Origin of the sequence: Streptomyces sp. NPDC004134 (assembly GCF_042874195.1) — a bacterium.
GTDB lineage: Bacteria > Actinomycetota > Actinomycetes > Streptomycetales > Streptomycetaceae > Streptomyces.
In genome coordinates, this window is record NZ_JBIAMS010000021.1 from 97,384 (window position 1) to 111,367 (window position 13,984).

At 71.2% G+C, this 13,984-nt stretch carries 13 protein-coding genes; 3 read left to right on the plus strand and 10 right to left on the minus strand.

What is annotated here, in order from left to right; translation table 11 throughout:
- Positions 1-94 precede the first annotated feature (94 nt).
- Positions 95-3,652, minus strand: coding sequence for a chondroitinase-B domain-containing protein (locus tag ACFYVJ_RS24690; protein WP_388895292.1), 3,558 nt, complete (start codon positions 3,650-3,652; stop codon positions 95-97).
- Positions 3,653-3,973: 321 nt separating this feature from the next.
- On the opposite strand from ACFYVJ_RS24690, the gene ACFYVJ_RS24695 reads away from it, so the two are divergent.
- Positions 3,974-4,537 carry a dihydrofolate reductase family protein gene (locus tag ACFYVJ_RS24695; protein ID WP_388895295.1) on the plus strand — a complete coding sequence of 188 codons (564 nt, stop codon included), beginning with the start codon at positions 3,974-3,976 and terminating at the stop codon, positions 4,535-4,537.
- Positions 4,538-4,802: 265 nt separating this feature from the next.
- On the opposite strand, the gene ACFYVJ_RS24700 is transcribed toward ACFYVJ_RS24695, so the two are convergent.
- The 8 genes from ACFYVJ_RS24700 to ACFYVJ_RS24735 all read right to left on the minus strand — a co-directional run bounded on the left by ACFYVJ_RS24700 (position 4,803) and on the right by ACFYVJ_RS24735 (position 11,102).
- The gene (locus ACFYVJ_RS24700; RefSeq protein WP_388895298.1) at positions 4,803-5,237 is read right to left on the minus strand and encodes an adenosine deaminase; all 435 of its coding nucleotides are present in this window, start codon (positions 5,235-5,237) and stop codon (positions 4,803-4,805) included.
- A gap of 152 nt (positions 5,238-5,389) precedes the next feature.
- On the minus strand, positions 5,390-5,866 hold the full coding sequence (locus ACFYVJ_RS24705; protein WP_388895301.1) for an NUDIX hydrolase: 477 nt from the start codon (positions 5,864-5,866) through the stop codon (positions 5,390-5,392).
- A 277-nt stretch (positions 5,867-6,143) separates the two neighbouring features.
- On the minus strand, positions 6,144-7,274 hold the full coding sequence (gene dusB, locus ACFYVJ_RS24710) for a tRNA dihydrouridine synthase DusB (protein ID WP_388895304.1): 1,131 nt from the start codon (positions 7,272-7,274) through the stop codon (positions 6,144-6,146).
- A gap of 215 nt (positions 7,275-7,489) precedes the next feature.
- A complete protein-coding gene (locus ACFYVJ_RS24715; protein WP_388895307.1) occupies positions 7,490-8,089 on the minus strand; it encodes a hypothetical protein in 600 nt (199 codons plus the stop codon).
- Entirely contained in the window at positions 8,086-8,937 is an 852-nt protein-coding gene (locus ACFYVJ_RS24720; protein ID WP_388895310.1) for a hypothetical protein, read from the minus strand. The genes ACFYVJ_RS24715 and ACFYVJ_RS24720 overlap by 4 nt, the downstream gene beginning before the upstream one ends.
- Positions 8,930-9,421: a hypothetical protein gene (locus ACFYVJ_RS24725; protein ID WP_388895313.1), complete on the minus strand. Its 492-nt coding sequence runs from the start codon at positions 9,419-9,421 to the stop codon at positions 8,930-8,932. The genes ACFYVJ_RS24720 and ACFYVJ_RS24725 overlap by 8 nt, the downstream gene beginning before the upstream one ends.
- Before the next feature lie 53 nt (positions 9,422-9,474).
- On the minus strand, positions 9,475-10,827 hold the full coding sequence (locus ACFYVJ_RS24730) for a putative T7SS-secreted protein (RefSeq protein ID WP_388895315.1): 1,353 nt from the start codon (positions 10,825-10,827) through the stop codon (positions 9,475-9,477).
- A 5-nt stretch (positions 10,828-10,832) separates the two neighbouring features.
- Positions 10,833-11,102 carry a hypothetical protein gene (locus ACFYVJ_RS24735; protein ID WP_388895318.1) on the minus strand — a complete coding sequence of 90 codons (270 nt, stop codon included), beginning with the start codon at positions 11,100-11,102 and terminating at the stop codon, positions 10,833-10,835.
- A gap of 120 nt (positions 11,103-11,222) precedes the next feature.
- Here ACFYVJ_RS24735 and ACFYVJ_RS24740 point away from each other — a divergent pair, with 120 nt between their 5' ends.
- Together ACFYVJ_RS24740 and ACFYVJ_RS24745 are read left to right on the plus strand one after the other, a co-directional pair.
- A complete protein-coding gene (locus ACFYVJ_RS24740) occupies positions 11,223-12,053 on the plus strand; it encodes a Scr1 family TA system antitoxin-like transcriptional regulator (RefSeq protein ID WP_388895321.1) in 831 nt (276 codons plus the stop codon).
- Complete coding sequence (locus tag ACFYVJ_RS24745) at positions 12,050-12,232, plus strand: DUF397 domain-containing protein (protein ID WP_388895324.1); 183 nt, start codon at positions 12,050-12,052, stop codon at positions 12,230-12,232. Before ACFYVJ_RS24740 ends, ACFYVJ_RS24745 begins: the two co-directional genes overlap by 4 nt.
- 7 nt (positions 12,233-12,239) lie before the next feature.
- On the opposite strand, the gene ACFYVJ_RS24750 is transcribed toward ACFYVJ_RS24745, so the two are convergent.
- A complete protein-coding gene (locus ACFYVJ_RS24750; RefSeq protein ID WP_388895437.1) occupies positions 12,240-13,910 on the minus strand; it encodes a protein kinase in 1,671 nt (556 codons plus the stop codon).
- Positions 13,911-13,984: the final 74 nt, after the last annotated feature.

A 13,984-nucleotide genomic window follows, 5' to 3' on the forward strand; every position in this document is an offset into this window, starting at 1 on the left:
GTCGGGAGGGGAGCGGCGGCCGTGCCGGAGCGGATCGTCCGGGACGCGGGAACGACCGGTGGCGACTCGGCCGCCACCGGTCGTGGTGCGCGTCCTACGCGGCGCTCGGGCCGACGTCGGCCGCGGTGAGGGGGGCCCGCGTGACGGCGGACGACGACCGCTCGTCGGCTCCGGCGTCGACGGCGCCGGTGCGGGCCTGACCGTCCATGTCGTCGGTCACGAACGCGTGGCCGCCGGTGCCGGCGTCGATCGCCGGGCTTCCGGCGCCGATCCGGTGCACCGGCCCGTCGGGGGCCAGCAGCGGATCGACCGCCCTGACGGCGCCGGAGGGCACGGTGACGCCGATGGTCGCCGATCCGGTCGGCCACGCGATGTTGCCGGCGTAGGTCATGTCCACCGGCGCCTTGAGTTCGTTGAACAGCTTGCCGCTGCCTCCCGTGACCACGTTGTCGGCGACGACCGAGTCGACCGGCGCGAGCCGGTAGTTGGCGCCGACCTCGATGTTCGACACGTTGTTCACGAAGGTGTTGTTCACGACGCTCGCCCGGTAGACGCGCCAGTGCGCGTTCAGCGCGCCCGAGGTGTCGACGTCGCCGCCGTCGATCTGGAGCGCGGCGTCGTGGCCGGTGCCGGTCAGGCCCTCGAAGTAGTTGTTGTAGATCTTGTGGTCCTGGCCGTAGAGCCGGATTCCCCCGGTTCCCGCCTTCCCCTCCCCGAGGAAGAAGTTGCCGTGGAAGGAGCCGCGGTTCCCGTGCCGCTGGGACAGCACGCCCTGCGAGGTGCGGAACGTGTTGTGGCGGACGACGTTGTCGTTGCTCTTCACGGAGACGATCTCCGGATCACCGTCGCAGTCCTCGAAGAGATTCGACTCGATGACGGTGAATCCGCTCGACCGGGATATCTTGCTCCAGCCGACCCGGATGGCTTCCATCTCGTTCGCCGCACGCGGGCCGATGTCGCGGAAGTGGTTGTTGTCGATGAGATCGTGCTGCGACTGCTGGGTCGCGGAGCCGTCGATGGTGATGAAGTTTCCCAGTTGGTGCTTTTCCTCGAAGAGGTTGTGATCGATCCGGTTGTGGTGGCTGTTCGCACCCTGGATGATCACCCACTTCAGCGAGGATTCCTCCGTCGGCCGGAAGTGGTTGCGGGTCAGACGCACATTGTTCGAGCCGGTGATCTTCAGCGTGTCGCTGTTCGTCCACTTCAGACCTTCGAAGGTGACGTACGAGGAGTCGGCCACCTCCAACTGCCCGTCCGCGACCACCGCCTGACCGCGGTTCTCCGCGACGACGGTGACGGGCTCGTCGGCGGTCCCGTTCTTCCCGCTCATCTTGCCGATGGTGTACTGGCCGTCCGCGAGGACGATACGGTCACCGGCCCGCGCGTCCCCCATCGCTTCCCGCAACTGGTCCGAGTCGGCGACCTCGACGGTACGGCCGGGACCGGGATCACCGGGATCGCCGCCGTCGGCCCCGTGGACGGTCGTCTCGGTGATGCTGGTCCAGTCGTTGGTGGTGTTGCCGTGGCCGACGATGCGCAGATACCGGGCGGTGGTGCCGGCGAAGTCGTGGTTCTGCGGCTGGAGTGTGGTCCCGCTGCTGGTTTCCCCTGTCAGTACCGGTCTCCACGTCGATCCGTCGTCGGACACCTCGACGTCGAAGGTGTTCTTCCTCGTGTTGCCCTGGTGCCAGGCGATCGACGCCGAGCCGACGGTCTGCGATGAGCCGAGGTCGTAGCGGATCCACACCCCGTCGCCCTGGGCGGACCAGCGGGTGGTCAGATCGTCGTCGAGGGTGTTGGCGGGCACGTTGCCGTCGTCGGTGCTCGCCGAGACTCCCGTGACCGTCACCGGGGCACCCGGCGAGCCCCCCTGCGGCGTGAGGGGATACGTCCTTACCCAGTCGACCTCGAACACCGCCGGGCGCAGACCGCTGTCGCCGGTGAAGTTGTCGAGCTGAATGGTGAGGTTCCCCAGCGGCATCTTCTGGATGTCCCCGCGGTCGGAGTTCGCGCCGTCCGCCAGCCGGAACCATTCGGCACCGTCGACATAGCCGACCAGCTCGTCCGGCGTCCACTCGAACGCGAAATTGTGCCACTCCGTCATGTCCACGGGGCAGAGCTCGCGGTATTCCTTCTCGTCCGACGGGCTCTCCGGATAGTGCAGGAACGCCGAGAGACACTGCGCGTCGGGGTTCGAGTACTCGACCCAGTCGTACTCGCCGTTCTTGAGGCGGTCGCCGGCGGTGGGCCAGATCAGGTGCAGGGGATGGTAGAGCCCGCCGGAGGAGCCGGTGTTCCGCGAGCGTGAGCGGATCTCCCAGCGGCCGTACTGCATGTCGCGGTTCTGCCTGATCCATCCCGTGTCGCCGTTCGCCTCACCGCGCATGCTGAGTATTCCGTCGGCGACGGTGCTGTTCTTCCCGCACCGGCGGCCGTTCCCGGCGTGCCCTTCCCAGCACTGGGCGGTGCCGCCGACGGTGCCCGACGGTACGTCCCACTTCTGCGGGTCGACCGGTCCCGTGTAGTCGAACTCGTCGGAGACCGGCAGCGGTTCACCCCAGCCGTAGCGCTCGGCCGCCTGTGTCGGGTCCTCGGTTTCCTGACCGTCGTCGTGGGTGACGCTCAGCCCGTAGATCTCGACCTGGCCGTAGTTGTCGTCGCTGCACGGCGAGGAGCGTTCGCAGTTGGCCTGGGTGTACGCGCCCGCCTTGAAGTAGGCGCCGTCGAAGTCCTCGGAGAGCGTGGTCTGCAGGACGCCGTTGTAGTACGCCTTGATCTCGCCGTCACTGACCACGAACTTCGCCTCGAACGGCGTGCCCAGTTCGTAGTCATCGGTCACCAGCTTGTGATTGCTGTCCTCGGGAGAGGTGACGTAGAGCTTGCTGCCTTCCAGGCGGAAGACCGAGACGTCGTCGTCGGCGTCGTGGATCTGCCCGGCCACGACGTGCGGCTTGTCCTCGGGAAGGTCCGTGATGGCCTGGTCGATCACCATCGTGTGCGTGCCGGAGGTCGACGACCAGCTCGCCTTGGTCTCCCCCGAGTCCGTCATCTCGCGCAGCTCCGAGCGGGGGTAGCTGGAGCCGCTGGTGGTGACCCCGTTGACGGCGGCGCGGAACCGGACGGCGTCGCAGTCCGGGGTGGCGGTGAACCAGGGGTCGTTCGCGTACGTGGCGAGTTCCGGCTGGTAGACGTTGGTCGGCGACTCTTCCTCGCCGACCGGCAGCCCGATGTACCAGTTCGTCAGGTCCAGCACGTCGGCCGGGTAGTCACAGGAATCGCCGCCGCCGTCGGCTCCGTAGAGGGCCGTCTCGGTGATGCTGGTCCAGTCGTTGGTGGTGTTGCCGTGGCCGACGATGCGCAGATACCGCGCGGAGGTGTCGGCGAAGTCGTAGCTCTGCGGCTGGAGCGTGGTCCCGCTGCTGGTCTTCCGTGACAGGACCGTCGTCCACGACGATCCGTCGCCGGACACCTCGACGTCGAAGGTGCTCTTTCTGGTGTCGCCCTGGTGCCAGGCGATCGACGCCGAGCCGATCGTCTGCGCCGAGCCGAGGTCGTAGCGGATCCACACCCCCTCGCCCTCGGCGGACCAGCGGGTGCTCAGATCGTCGTCGAGGGTGTTGGCGGCGACGTTGCCGTCGTCGGTGCCGGCCACGACTCCCGTCACCGCCAATCGGGGTCCCGCCTCGGCCGACGCGACCGGCTGGTACGTAGCCGAGACTCCGAGGGCTAACAGCCCCACCAGTAGCGCACGATGTATTCGTCTCACAGGGCCTCACTGTGGTTGAAGGGATGACCCGCCCGGGCTCCGGAATCCGGGCCACGCTGTCAGAACCGGGCGGGGACCGGTCCCCGTACACGGCACCGGGATCTCAGCAAGGGGCTTCGAGCCTGCCGCGGCCCTCCCGCGCGTCGCGATGAGTTCCGGGGGGTGTTCCGGTCTTACCGTCGAATCCCTTACCGAGGAGGATGTGCGATGCGCAGCGTGACGTACTCGATGGCTGTGTCTCTCGACGGCTTCGTCACCGGACCCGACGGCGGCATCGACTGGGGGGCGCCCAGTCAGGAGGTCTTCCGCTTCTCCATCGAGGAGATCCAGGACGTCGGCGTCCATCTCATGGGCCGGCGGCTCTACGAGACGATGCTGTACTGGGAGACCGCCGCGCAGGACCCCTCCCTCGGCGAGGACGAGCGGAAGTGGACCACGTTGTGGAACCCGCTGCCCAAGGTCGTGTTCTCCCACACGCTGACTGAGGTCGAGGGCAACGCGCGGCTGGCGTCCGGGGGGCTGGCCGAGGAGATCGCGCGGCTGCGGGAGGAGCCGGGTGAGGGGGACATCGCCATCGGCGGCGCGACGCTCGCCGCGGAGGCGGCGGAGTTGGGGCTGATCGACGAGTACCGGATCAGGGTGAACCCGGTGCTGCTCGGCGGCGGCACCCCGTTCTTCGCCCGGATCGAGCGCCAGGTGGACCTCGAACTGCTGGAGACCCGCACCTTCGACTCCGGCGTCGTCTACCTCCACCACCGCGTACGCCGCTAGGGCCCGTGGTGAAGAGGATCTGCGACCCCGGGGCTCGATCGGGTTGCCTGCCTGCTTGACCAGGTCTTACGGGACATCGACGGGGCCGCCCGGCGTCGGCCCCGCAGCCCTTCAGGGCGAGGCCCCGGGTCGCGGACCCGGGGCCTCGTTCACCAGCGGGACCCACGTCAGGACAGGGGCCATCCGGGTTCGGGGCCGTGGCCCGGTCAGCGGTTGAGGACTTCCCCCCTCCGGCGACGGACCGTCGCGCCGCCCCCGGGGGGGTTCACCCGCCGGTGGCTGCGGCCGTCTGCCGGCCGGCCTCGGTGAACGCCGCCGCCGCGGAGTCGCGGGCGATGCGCCGCAACTCCGCCGCCGACAACCCGACCTCGGTCGCCGCCCGCCGGTATTCGGCCGCTACGCCGGTGGCGCTGGGAGTCGGGTTGTCCGTGTTCAGCGACACGGCGACCCCGGCCCCGATGAGCCGCCTGACGGGGTGCTCGCGCAGGCTGGCGGCGGCCCGGGTCTGGACGTTGCTGGTGAGGGCCACTTCGAGGGTGACGCCTGCGTCGGCCAGCCGCTCCATGAGCCGCGGGTCCTCGGCGGCGCGGACGCCGTGGCCGATGCGGTCGGGGTGCAGCGCGTCGAGGGCGGCGCGCACGCTGTCCGGCCCCGCGGCTTCGCCGGCATGGGCCGTGACGCGCAGTCCGGCGTCGCGCACCGCTGACGGGTCCGTGGGGTGCGTTCATCGGGACCCCCTCTCCGTACGGTGGCATGTCAGGAAGACCAGCCGAAGACTGGCGAGCCTCACGTTATACGTATGACTTGACCGGGACAACCCCTGGACTCGTCCTGCGATCCGGAGGAAACGGGCTAGCCGCCCGCGGCGCCGTGCCAGGGGCCGTCCGGGGCGAGGTCGGCGAGGACGGCCCCCAGGTGCGGAGGTTCGAGCGGGTCCGGGAGGGCGGGGACGTCGGACCAGGCGATCCAGGCGTGGCCGGCGAGGGTGACCTGCTCGTCGGGGAGGAGGCCGGTGCGGCGCAGCGGGGGCCGGTCGTCGGCGTAGCGGGCGAGGAAGAAGTGCTCGGTGCCCACGAAGTGCGTGCCCTTCCAGTGGAAGTCGCGCGCGACGGGCACGCCGCGGTCCTCGACCGCGGCGGGGTCGAGGCCGGTCTCCTCGGCGAGTTCGCGCCGCGCGGCGGCCAGCGGCGTCTCGTCCGGCTCGATGCCGCCGCCGGGCGGCTCCCAGATCAGGGCACCGTCGAAGGGATCGCGCCAGCGCAGCAGCAGTATGCGCCGGGCGGCGTCGAGGCAGATGACCCGCGCGGCGGGCCGATGGGTCGTATCCACCGCTCCGAGGCTAGCGACGGGGGGCGCGGGCGTGGAGCGCCGGGGGCGCATCGCACCCGGCGGGTGCCGGACCGGGCGCCGGGCGGCCGCCAGGCCGCCCACGTCGCGCGGGAGACGCGCATGGGCCGGGAGCCGGAGCGCCGCCCCGTCATGTCCCGGTCCGCGGTGGTCCGCTTTCGTCGCGTACGACTCGCGCACGACAACGCCGCCGGGCGCCGGGGCCCGGGGCGGAGCCCACCGGGTTCGGGAAGGGGCGGGAGCGGGGACGCCCCCCGCGTCAGCCGCCCGACGTGTCCAGTTCCGCCGCCGCGTCGATCTGCGCGCACTCGTACGGGTCCGCCAGCCAGCCCTCCGGCAGCACCACCTTGTTCCGCCCCGCCGTGCGCCCCCGCGGGCCCTCCGCGCCCTCCGGCCACGGCTGGTCCAGGTCCAGGGTGCCCAGCAGGTCGTCCAGCTCCGCCAGCGTGCCCGCCATCGCCATCCGGTGGCGCAGCTCCTTGCCGACCGCGAAGCCCTTCGTGTACCACGGCACGTGCTTGCGGAAGTCGATCACGCCCCGCCGCTCGTCGCCGAGCCACTGCCCCAGCAACTCCGCGTGCCGCAGCATCACCCCCGCGACCTCCTTCAGCGCCGGCCGCGCGTACCCGGCGGACGACCCGTCGAACGCCGCCACCAGGTCGCCGAAGAGCCACGGCCGCCCCAGGCAGCCGCGCCCGACCACCACCCCGTCGCACCCCGTCTCGCGCACCATCCGCAGCGCGTCGGCCGCCGACCAGATGTCCCCGTTGCCCAGCACCGGGATCTCCGGCACGTGCTCCTTCAGCCGGGCGATCGCGTCCCAGTCCGCGGTGCCGCCGTAGTGCTGCGCGGCAGTGCGGCCGTGCAGGGCGATCGCCGTCACGCCCTCCTCGACGGCGATCCGGCCCGCGTCCAGGTACGTCAGGTGGTCGTCGTCGATGCCCTTGCGCATCTTCATCGTCACCGGCAGGTCCCCCGCGCCGGCCACCGCCTCGCGGACGATCGCCCGCAGCAGGTTCCGCTTGTACGGGAGCGCCGAGCCGCCGCCCTTGCGGGTCACCTTCGGTACGGGGCAGCCGAAGTTGAGGTCGACGTGGTCGGCGAGGTCCTCGTCGGCGATCATGCGGGCGGCGCGCCCGGTGTACACCGGGTCCACCCCGTAGAGCTGGATCGACCGCGGCTTCTCCGTGCCGTCGAAGTGGACGAGCCGCATCGTCTTGGCGTCCCGCTCCACCAGCGCCCGCGTCGTGATCATCTCGCTGACGAACAGGCCGCGGCCGCCGGAGAACTCCCGGCACAGCGTGCGGAACGGCGCGTTCGTGATCCCCGCCATGGGTGCGAGCACCACGGGCGGGGAGACGGTGTGCGGGCCGATCTGCAGCTCGGACATGGGGCGGGCTACCTCGTTGCGTACGGGGACGGGGACGGACCCTCTATTGTCCCTCACCGCGGGCGGGGCCGCGTACGACCGTGGCCGCGCCCCCTGAGCAGCGGCGCGTCAGCGGTCCCTCAGCGGTCCCCCAGCGGGTCCTCAGCGGGTCCTCAGCGGGTCCTCAGCGGGTCCCCTCAGCGCGTCCCCTCAGCGGGTCCCGTCAGCGGGTCCCGTCAGCGGTCCTCGTCCCGCCTGACCCGTACCGCCAGCGCCAGCTCGTCCATGTCCTGCGCCGCCGCCGCGAGCCGCCCCACGTCGGAGCCGAGCGCCCGGACCAGGACGTCCACGCCGTGCGGCTCGGAGCGGAACGCGTAATTCAGCGAGCAGCCGAGCGTGCCGTCCGCCGGGTCGGTGAAGTAGCGCATGGCCCGCAGCCCGTTGCCCAGGTGCGGGTGGCGGAACAGCTCCACGATCGGCGCCTCCACCGCCTCCGCGTCCATCGACCGCATCAGCTCCCGCAGCCGGTCGTTGCGATCCCCCGCCGTCGCCAGCCCCCACACCGCCAGCGGCACCGGCGCCTGCCGCGGGTCCGGCATATACAGGTACAGATCCTGGCCGGGGAAGGCCGTGCCCGCGCGGGTCGCGAACTCCAGCAGCGCGTCCCGCAGCCGCGCCACCTCCTCCTCGTCGCCCGGCTCGACGTCCGCGAGGATCCACCACGCCTCGGCGAACGCCTCCGCCCACTCCGCGGGCCCGGGCCACGGCATGCCCTCCCACTGCTGCGGCACCCACAGCCACTTGGCGTCGTCGTAGTCGACCTCGATCCAGCTCACCGGCTGCTCCTCGTCCAGCGGAAGGTGGTCATCACGGCGTCGAACAGCTCCACCAGCACGTCCGCGAACTGCCCCTTCGGGTCGCCGTCCGCGAGCGTGCTGAACCCCACCGTCACCCACCGGGTGTCGTCCTCGGGGACCGCCAGCACGTAGTCGACGCGCCGCGAAGCGTACTCGCCGCCCTCGTCGCCGGAGCCGCGCGCGACCCGCTCGTTGCGGTAGCCGACGGACCCGTCGACGGCCGTGGGCTGCGACTTCTCCGCGTCGGCGAGCAGCCGGGCGAGGATCAGCGACGGGTCGGCGCCCGTGGCGAGGGTGATCTCGGAGACGACGAACGAGGCGGCGATCGTCACCCCGTGCATCTGCTGTACGGGGAGGTAGAGGTCGAGGCCGCCGCTCTTGCGGGCGTCGGCGGCGGCCTTGCGCAGCCGCCGTACCAGCTCCATGCGCACCTCGGGTATCCGGTCGCGCGGCATGTCGTCGGGGAGGTCGGCGACGGCATCGTCGACGATCCCCATGATCGCCTCGTCCGTGCCGTGGCGCAGGGGTATGCGGGACCAGTTGGGCGGCAGCACCAGGGTGTAGCCGACGGCGGCGCCCTCGTCCCGGTCCGCTACGGACGTGTCCGTACGGTCCGCACGCGCGGCGCGCCCGGGCCGGTCCGCAACCTCCGGGGGCACAGGCCGTTCCGTACGCCCGGCGCCCTCCGCCCGCTCCGTACGCGCCGGCCCCTCGGCCCGCTCCGCGGGCTCCGGCCGGTCCGCGGGCTCCGGCCGGTCCGCGGGCTCCGGCCGCTCCGGCCGCCCCGGCCGTTTGACGTAGTCGATCCGTCCCGCCTGCTCAGCCACCGCCTGCTCCCCCGCTCTCCCTCTTACGCCGCTTCTTCTCCGCATGGTGCGCCCGCACCCGCGCGTCCCGCTCCCGCCGCTCCCGCCTGCGCCGCCGCTCCGCCCGGTCCGTACGCACCGCGGACACCACCCCCGTCACCAGCGCCACCCCCGGCACCGCGACCAGCGCCACCGGCCCCGTGAAGTACGCGGCGATCATCAGCAGCACCGACCCGAAGACGGCGGTGACCTCCAGCTCGCCGTCGCCCACGTTCCGTACCGCCGCCGTGACCACCGACCACACCAGCACCGCGACCGCCGCGCCCAGCAGCCCCCGCTCGACCCAGGCCAGCACGCCGGCCGTGCCGTCGAAGAGGGCCGCCAGCGCGACGAGCACCGCCCCCGCCGCCAACGGCACCAGCACCGCGGCGCGCGCGGCCACCAGCAGCGGCCCGTCGGCGCGCCCCCGCGCGGACGGGGTGGTGCGGCGGGGCAGGAAGACCATGGCTCCTCTTCACGTCGGGTGCCCGGCCTCCGGGCGTTACGGCGCCGGCTGCCTCACCACGTCGAGCCGATCGGCGCCTTCCAGGTGTCGCCCTTCCAGTCGTTGTACGAGTCGTTGAACGGCTTGAAGGGCAGCATGTCGCTGCTGCCGAACGCCTTGTCGCCGAGGTCGACGATCGTACCGCCCCAGGCAGCGCCCAGAGAGGCCGAGTAAGCTGCCCCCGCCTTCGCCGCCGTACCGCCGCTGACCAGGCCGGGGAAGCGGTCCGAGATCCGCCCGATGTTGCGCATCATGGACAGGCCCTCGCTGTCGCCCATGTTGAGGATCTTGCCCAGGCGCCCCACAGAGGGCAGGTTCTGCGGCACGCTCGTCGCCTGCCGCCGCGCCTGCGCCTTCAGCGCGTCGATCTGCGCGCGGGCCGCGCGCTTCGCCGCGGGACTCGCCGTACGGCTGCTGAGCACCCGGCCCAGCGCCTGCCGCTGCGAGGACGACCTGGCGAGGTTCTGCGCCACCTGCTGCGAACGGGCCCCGGTCGCCGCCGTCTTCGCCAGCGCGTTGGTGCCCTTCAGGGCGGCCATGCCGGCGCGGCCCAGCCCCATGGTCAGCAGCCCGATGGAGTCGACCAGCACGTCCATCCAGCTCGCGTTGCCCGTGGCCGCGAGCAGGGCTCTGCCCCCGACCACCAGCAACCCCGCGATCAGCAGGAACGCCACCACGTTCAGGCCCGGGATGAACAGCGAGATGATCGCCACCGCGGTGGCGATCCAACTGATGACGTCGATGATGATTTTGATGATGTCCGCGTACTTGTCGACGAAGTCCTTGACGTTGTCCCACCAACTGTCCTTGACATCGTCGTCGATGGACTTCTTGATCCGCCCGGCCGCGGTATCGGCGTCGCTGTCCCGCGCTGACGTCGCCCGCCCCAGCATCCGGCGCGCCTCTTCCAACTCCCCCTCGGCCGCGCCGTACGCCTTCTCCCGCCGCTTCTCCGCTTCCTTCTCGTCGTCGGTGGGCTTCGGCGCGTCCGGCGAGGACGCCTGGTCCGGCGGCTTGTTCTGCGACATCGTCCCGGCGGCACTCTGCGCCTTCGTCAGCGCCCGCTCGGCCGCTTTCTGCGCCTCGTCCAGATCACCCGCCCATGAGGACAGATGCCCGGCGACCTCCTTGTACCGCCCGGAGGTCTTCTCCATCTTCCCGGCCAGATCGGTGGCGGCACTGCGCAGCTTGTCGGCGTACTTGCCCTTCAGGGCGCCGTCCTTGCCGATGTCGCGCAGTTTGCCGACCTGCGACTCGATCGTCTCGCCGATCTTCTTCAGCCGGGCAGCCTCATCCCGGATGTCCTCGACGTTCCCCGGTACGGGATCGGAGTCGGCGAGCGGCTGCCAGTCGGTGGGGCGGGCCATGTCCGTCACTCACCCTTGCATTCCTGCTCGAGCTTCTTGTCCGTCTTCAAGAACGACTGATGGACGCTGCTCGCCATCTCGCCGACGGACTTCACGGACTGCAGCACCTCTTTGCGGTGCCGGTCCCAGTTGGTGGTGAAATCCTCCATCGCATCCGCGACCGTGCCGGATCCCCATATTCCGCGCAATTGATCCTGATGATCCTCGCAGCTCTCGAACTCCCGCTTCACGATGCCGAGATCACGCTCGATCACCTGAAGGCGCTCGTAGTCCACGCACAGATCGCCCATGTTCGTCCCCCTGAGGTCTTACGTCGCTGGCGGCAGGGTACCGGCGGTCCTACAACCGCGCATGTATCGACTTCGTACGGCACATGAGCCACTACCTTCAGTCACATGAGACAGACACGACGGCCGGATCCCTACGACTCTCCACGCACGTTCTACGGAGCGGAGTTGCGCCGACTGCGCGAAGATGCCGGATTCTCACAAGAACGGCTCAGCGAGCGGGTGTTCTGCTCACCGGCGTACATCGCGCACTTCGAGAGCTGCGTGCGACTGCCGCAGGAGGAGATCTCCAAGCTGCTGGACGACCTCTTCGGGACGGGGGAACACCTGCAACGGCTCTGCCTGTTGGCGCGGCGGAGTTCGTATCCGGACTACTTCACGGACGCGGCAGACCTGGAGACGGTCGCGACGCACCTGTACGACCACGCCCCACTACTGGTCCCGGGCCTGCTTCAGACGCGGGACTACGCCCGGGCCCTGAGCCTGGCAACTGCGCCCTTCATGCCCGATGACGTGATCGAGAAGCACGTACAGGCCCGCCTGGAACGCCAGCGCCTATTGCAGAACCCGGAGCTGCCGAAGCTCTGGACGATTCTCCACGAGCCAGTGCTCCGCACAGCGTTCGGAGGACCCGAGGTCACGGCGCAGCAGCTTCGCCACATCGCCCGGCTGATCCGTACTCGTCGCATCGTGGTTCAAGTTCTCCCCTTCACGGAGGCGGCACAGGGCTTCATGAACGGCATGGCGCGAATCATGAAGTTCGCCGAAGGTCCGCCGATGGTCTATGAGGAAGGCGCGCACAGGGGCAACCTGATCGACGATCCGGCCTTGGTCGCCCAGTACCAGGCGTCCTACGATCTGATCAGGGCCGCTGCTCTGTCACCGATGGCGTCCCTGGAGATGCTGGAATCGGTGGCGGAGGACTACGGGAGACGATGATCACCTGGCGCAAGTCGTCGTACAGCAACGGCGAAGGCGGCGAATGCATCGAGGTCGGGGACGGTGTCGTGGACACCGTCCCCGTCCGTGACAGCAAGGACCCCGAAGGGCCCAAGCTCCTCTTCAGCACCGCAGGTTGGACCGCGTTCCTCGCCGCCGTGAAGGACGACGAGTTCTAGCCCGAGCTCACCCCCGCAGCGCACCCCACGTGTCGGGGCCCACCTGGCCGTCGACCGACAAGCCCTCGTCGCCCTGGAACTTCTTCACCGCCGCCTCCGTCTTCGGGCCGAACACCCCGTCGACGCCGTCCGGGCCGAGGTCGTAGCCGCGGGCGTGGAGGATGCACTGGACCTGTACCACGCGTTCGCCGGAGTCGCCGTTCTGCGTGAGGGCGGTGCCCGAGTAGTACGTGCAGGAGTTCCACGGGTCCGCGGGCGGTGCCGAGGTCGTCGGTCCGCTCGTCGGCTTCGCCGACGTCGCGTCGGGGCGCGACGGCTTGGGCGTGGGGTCGGTGGTCTTGCCGGGGGTTTCGGTCGAGTGCGAGGTACCGGCCACGGAGGGGCTCGGGGACGGGGAGGTGGACTCCTTGCCGTCCTCCTTCTCCTCGGCCGGCTTCATGTCGCCCCGCTGCTTGCCGTCCTCGGCCGGGGCGCTCGAACTACGGTCCCCGCCCGCGGCGTTCGTATCGTCGCCGTCGTCGGAGCCCAGCCACCCCGGCACCGTGAACGCCGCTGCCGCCACGGCCGCCACCGCGACCGCCGCGCCGGCCAGCACCAAGGGGCTGCGGCGCCGCGGCCGTTGCCGCCCGGGGGAGGTCTCCGCCGAGCCGGGAGGGGTCTGCCCGTACGGGGTGAACTGCCCCTGCCCGCCGCCCTGGCCGTACGGGGCTGACGCCGCGAAGCCCGCCGCCGCGGCGTTCAGGGCCTCCGGCGGCATCGACGGGGTGTGAGACTCCGGCGCGGGCCCGAACCCGCCCGCCCCGGCACCGCCGCCGGAGCCGCCCGCACCGCCGCCGGAGCCGCCCGTGCCGCCGCCGCCCGCGGTGATCGGGCCGCCCAGGCGCATCGTCTCCGCCGGGTCCGGCAGCGGCTCCCCCGCCGCCACCGCCGCCAGCAGCCGGCCCGCGCGGAGCGCGTCCGCGCGGCGGTCCGGGTCCTTGTCCATCAACTCCCGCAGCGCACCGGTCAGCGGGCCCGCACGCTGCGGCTCCGGCAGCGGGTCCACGACGATCGCGCTGATCGTCGACCACGTGGAGGAGCGGCGGAACGGCGACATGCCCTCCACCGCCGCGTACAGCGTCGCGCCCAGGGACCAGACGTCCGACGGCGGCCCCGGCAGGTCGCCGCGGGCGCGCTCCGGCGACAGGTAGTCGATGGAGCCGACCATCTCGCCGGGGGCGGTCAGCCGCGTCGAGCCGTCGTCGCCCGGGTCGTCCATCGCGGCGATGCCGAAGTCGGTGAGGACGACGCGGCCGCTGCGGGCCAGCAGGATGTTCGCCGGCTTGACGTCGCGGTGCAGGACGCCGGCCCGGTGGGCGGCGGCCAGCGCGTCGACGACCTTCGCGCCGATACCGGCGGCCTCCGCGGGGTCGAGCACGCCCCGTTCGCGGATGACGTCGTCCAGGGACGGTCCTTCGACCAGCTCCATGACGATCAGCGGCCGGCCCTCGTGCTCCGTGACGTCGTGCACGGCGATCACGCCCGGATGGTCGACACGGGCCGCGGCCCGCGCCTCCCGCTGCATCCTTAACCGCAGCTCGCCCGCGTCATGCGCCGCTCCCTCGCCGAACGCCCGCAGTTCCTTCACCGCGACCTCGCGGCCCAGGACCTCGTCCACGGCACGCCACACCGTGCCCATGCCGCCCCGGCCGAGCTGCCCCACCACGCGATACCGCCCGGCGAGCCGCCGGCCGGACCCCGCTTCGCTCTCCC

Coding starts and splice junctions, on each gene's coding strand:
- ACFYVJ_RS24695 (WP_388895295.1), top strand. CDS start 3,974: ATGCGCAGCGTGACGTACTCGATGGCTGTGTCTCTCGACGGCTTCGTC.
- dusB (WP_388895304.1), bottom strand. CDS start 7,274: ATGTCCGAGCTGCAGATCGGCCCGCACACCGTCTCCCCGCCCGTGGTG.
- ACFYVJ_RS24725 (WP_388895313.1), bottom strand. CDS start 9,421: ATGGTCTTCCTGCCCCGCCGCACCACCCCGTCCGCGCGGGGGCGCGCC.
- ACFYVJ_RS24730 (WP_388895315.1), bottom strand. CDS start 10,827: ATGGCCCGCCCCACCGACTGGCAGCCGCTCGCCGACTCCGATCCCGTA.
- ACFYVJ_RS24740 (WP_388895321.1), top strand. CDS start 11,223: ATGAGACAGACACGACGGCCGGATCCCTACGACTCTCCACGCACGTTC.
- ACFYVJ_RS24745 (WP_388895324.1), top strand. CDS start 12,050: ATGATCACCTGGCGCAAGTCGTCGTACAGCAACGGCGAAGGCGGCGAA.
- ACFYVJ_RS24750 (WP_388895437.1), bottom strand. CDS start 13,910: ATGGGCACGGTGTGGCGTGCCGTGGACGAGGTCCTGGGCCGCGAGGTC.